Genomic DNA, 4,100 nt, shown 5'->3' on the forward strand with positions numbered 1-4,100 from the left:
TTGCCGAAGAAGACAAGGTGTGTAACTGCTGTGGTAATGAGTTGCATAAAATGGGTGAAGACGTCAGCGAAAAGCTCGACTTCGTCCCCGCAAAGATAAAAGTCATTGAGCATATTCGCCCAAAGTACGCGTGTCGTGAATGTGATAAGTCAGGGTCGAATAACAGTATTAAACAAGCCAAGATGCCAAACATGGCCATCAACAAAGGCATGGCCACGTCCAGTTTATTAAGTCAAATCATCACCAGCAAATATCAATATGCACTGCCACTGCACAGACAAGAGTCGATGTTCAAGCAATACGGCATTGAGCTTAGCCGTAAAACCATGAGTGACTGGGTACTCGCATCCGCTACCTTGTTTGAACCGCTGATACAACGACTGAAACACGCGTTACTTAAACAGCCTGCGATACATGCCGATGAAACGACGGTCAATGTGGTCAACGCCGACAAAGTAAAAAGTTACATGTGGCTATATTGTACCGGCACGGATTCGCCATCGGCTATAAATAAACACAACCCAATACCAAACATTGTGCTTTACGACTATCAAAACAGTCGGGCAGCTTCCTGTGTGGTTAATTATCTGGATGGCTATTCGGGCTATTTACAGGTTGATGGTTATCAAGCGTATGCACAAACGCAATCAACACTCGTTGGTTGCTGGGCCCATGCACGTCGTAAATTTATAGAAGCAAAACACGTGCAGGGTAAAAACAAGACAGGCAAAGCCGACGTAGTCTTGAGTCTTATTCAAAAACTGTACGGCATTGAATCAAAACTCAACGATAAAACACCAGAACAAAAGCATGAAATAAGGCAAGAGCAAGCGAAACCTATTATCGATAAACTGCATAAATGGCTAGAGCAAAACCAGCCACGTTTAGTCGGGAAAACCAAGTTAGCAGAGGCAGCAACCTATCTCGCTAATCAATGGCATAAACTTATAGTTTACCTTGAAAATGGTCAGCTTAATATCGACAATAACCGCGCCGAGCGCGCTATCAAACCATTTGTTATTGGCCGTAAGAACTGGATGTTTAGCCAAACCTCACGCGGCGCAATAGCAAGCGCTCACCTATACAGCATCATCGAAACTGCAAGATCCAACGGCTTAACGCCATTTGATTACATCATGCATTGCCTCGATGAGCTTTGTCAGCCTGAGCCAGACATAGAACAATTATTGCCTTGGAATATCAATATCTAGGTGATGATCACCGGACGTTTACACCGTAATAGTGGGCAAGCCCATCAAAAAGCAAGTGCTCCTCAGTTACGAATAAGGGCGGATAACGAAACTCTGTTAGGAAACGGACTGTATCTTTTATTATTTGAGCCAAGTTGGCGTCAAAAAAGTCTATTTTCGTTTGCATTAGCTCTGATACGGTATCGGAATCGAGACTTCTTGGTTTTCCACTTTCCTCATGTACCGGATTGAGGAGTAAAGTAAACAAGAGGAATAATATATTTAGATCTTTAGTGCCTTCAACCTCTTGCTGCAACTCCCACATAGGGTGGTTAATTAGCCCGAATTGAACAGCAGTTATATCATCTTTACCAGTGCGGCCAATCAGAAATCCATACGAAAAGTCATTATTGATGGGTTTGAGATACCGCACTTGAGCACCATCACTTCCCGCTTTGGTAAAACCGTTTTTCTCAGCGGTCCTAATTAACTTTGATTTCATAAACAGAGTCTCTGAGGGTACTAACGCTTTGCTAAGGGGCAATTGACTGTTGGCTAAACTTGCGCGAAGCGCCAAGCCAACTGTTAATTGTCCCAGTGAGTTTACGAACGAACTTGAGCAACTTGTTATAAGCCATTAGTTGCCACTCTTTGCCCGCAATGGATACAAACAATTGAACCAGAAAACCAGCGCCAAACAACTTTATCCCAGCTACCACTTGATGCTGGATGAGGCTTTTTAAAACCTTGAACAGTTAAACATTTATCGCAATGTGGGCAACGGTTAAAAAATGCCAAAACAATATGAATTAAAACTGTGCAAAAGAATGCCCCAAACAAATAAACTAAATGACTAGCACTAGCGTTAGGTTCAGAAAACATTTTCCCATAAGCCAGAGATACAAAGAAAACTATTAAAAGTGTCCACGCTACAAACACGCTTAACACATCAAGTTTTCCAATTATCGATTTCATCACCGAACTTCCTTTGGCTTATAACGCTTTGCCAAGGGGCAAATGCGAACGTTGTTGGGCGAAGCCCAGTGAGTATTTGTCCCAACCGCGCTTTTTGCGGCGAACTTTGGCAACTTGTTAGGTTCCGGTTTTAGGGATGTTACATTTGATCATAAACCAATTCTTTTCGCTTTCGTTAAGCATAGCGAACCCCATATTTTCTTCGCCGAAATGGCAAATTCTTGTTTTTGATGGATTACCAAAAGAAAAATAGCCTTCTCGACGCTTTCCGCTGTCTTCATAAGAAAATGCCTTCATGACAAACCAAACACCATCAAAGTACTGAAACCAAATTAATTTGATTCCTTTACTTTTAGCGAATGAAATGAATTCGTCAAGTCGGCCATCAGAAACTTCTACTTTCTTTTTAGTCCCTTTTATTGAAACGACATTTACCGGCAGGTTTTTACCATCATCTTCATCTATCCACTGAACAAGCTCAAATTTTCCTTTCTCAGCCAACTTAATCAAATGCTCTAAGCTACTATGATGTTTCGACAAAAAGCCTTCTGCTCTTTTTTCTACCCTGTTTTTGAAAGGATTATACTCGTCAGAACACCCCAGCACTAAAAATCCAACAGCAAGAATCGTGAGTAATCTCATAGGAACCTAACGCCGCGCTCTGCGGAAATTTGGGAGCGCAAGCGAGTAAATTTTCCGTAGCAGCGCCTTGTTAGGATTTACAGCTAGGATAATTTTTCTAAAATCTTATCTGCATACTTCTGATCATTATCTCGTCTTTCTTGAACGGAGACTCTTAGTAATTCTTTTAGTTTATTTGGATAGTTTTCACATGCGTCCAATAACTTACTACGAAGATGCTTTGCATTATTACTTAAAGCTGCGTACGCCAAGTTTTCCGCTAGTTTTTCTCGCTTTTCTTCCCCTTGAACAATACTAGGTAGGGAGTATATATAGTAATTAGCGATGTAGTTTTGTGTATACCAACTATTTTCCAACCTTGAGATTATGGCATCGGCAAGGTCATCTCTTCGTGTGAAATATTTACCGAAGGTATTACCCCATGTACCTAGTGAACCACGATCAATACCGTTGTATAAATCGTAATGTCCTTCAGAACAACTTTCTATAATCATGTTTTCTATTCGCAGCTTTACATCTGCCTGAAGACTTTGCCATGCTATTGGCTTTAAAAGCCTAAACAAGCTTGCAATATTACCAGCATCTGTCTCCCCTCTTAACGCAGCCCCAACAGTTTGTATTGCTGCATCAACATCTTGCGGAGGCATTAGCTGATACATTGAATTAAAAGCTAGTTTAATATCTTTTATTCGCCCCTCATCTCGCCTATTGAAAGCCGAAATGAAAACGTCAATAATTCGATTTTCAGGAACTTGCGCTATTAATGTTTCAGCATATTCTTCACTTGCGACAAAATGAGGATCATAAATTCTGTCGACTATAGCTTTAATATCGAAGTCTTCTATTTCTCGGTTCAGGTAACAAAGAAAAGTATCGATAAGAACCATAATTCTAATACAGAACTCTTCTGTATCCTCCGTTACTTCATGAGTTCTGGGATTTCTTATTCCGACATAATAACCTCTTAATAATTGCTCCAGCCCTTTTTGTTCATCCTTTTCTGAAACAGTTTGCAAACTATTAATAGGGAACTTTGGTGTTACACCGCCAAGAACTTGACCTACAAGTTGAGAGCCATCGCCTTCACATGCTCCTTTATTTCTAAGGACCTGAGTCAAATACTTTGTTCCTGCCAGAATTGAATCTGTGTATTCTGAATTGGAAATTCTATTTCCAATAGCATCAACCAAACCGTCATCGAAATTATCTTTGTTAAAGTTATTTTTCGTAAACATGTTATTTCCATATATGTGATGGGGAATGAGAAGCCTAACGACTAAGCTCACCGGCGGC

The 4,100-nt window shown here is 40.7% G+C and carries 5 protein-coding genes; 1 reads left to right on the forward strand and 4 read right to left on the reverse strand.

What is annotated here, in order from left to right; translation table 11 throughout:
* The coding region (locus L652_RS0107370; RefSeq protein ID WP_024596131.1) for an IS66 family transposase at positions 1–1,211 on the forward strand (1,211 nt) is incomplete at its 5' end.
* Between the two features lie 7 nt (positions 1,212–1,218).
* Here the strand turns inward: L652_RS0107370 and L652_RS0107375 are convergent.
* The 4 genes from L652_RS0107375 to L652_RS0107390 form a co-directional block, all read right to left on the reverse strand.
* Positions 1,219–1,692 carry a hypothetical protein gene (locus L652_RS0107375; RefSeq protein ID WP_024596404.1) on the reverse strand — a complete coding sequence of 158 codons (474 nt, stop codon included), beginning with the start codon at positions 1,690–1,692 and terminating at the stop codon, positions 1,219–1,221.
* A 125-nt stretch (positions 1,693–1,817) separates the two neighbouring features.
* Positions 1,818–2,165 carry a hypothetical protein gene (locus tag L652_RS0107380; RefSeq protein WP_024596405.1) on the reverse strand — a complete coding sequence of 116 codons (348 nt, stop codon included), beginning with the start codon at positions 2,163–2,165 and terminating at the stop codon, positions 1,818–1,820.
* A 117-nt stretch (positions 2,166–2,282) separates the two neighbouring features.
* Positions 2,283–2,807, reverse strand: a complete 525-nt coding sequence (locus L652_RS0107385) for a hypothetical protein (RefSeq protein ID WP_024603380.1) — start codon at positions 2,805–2,807, stop codon at positions 2,283–2,285.
* Positions 2,808–2,890: 83 nt separating this feature from the next.
* Positions 2,891–4,100, reverse strand: a 1,210-nt coding sequence (locus L652_RS0107390; protein ID WP_216712751.1) for a TIGR02391 family protein, incomplete at its 5' end; no start/stop codon positions are given.

Origin of the sequence: Pseudoalteromonas sp. TB25, from assembly GCF_000497995.1 — a bacterium.
In the GTDB taxonomy this organism is placed as follows: Bacteria; Pseudomonadota; Gammaproteobacteria; order Enterobacterales; family Alteromonadaceae; genus Pseudoalteromonas; species Pseudoalteromonas distincta.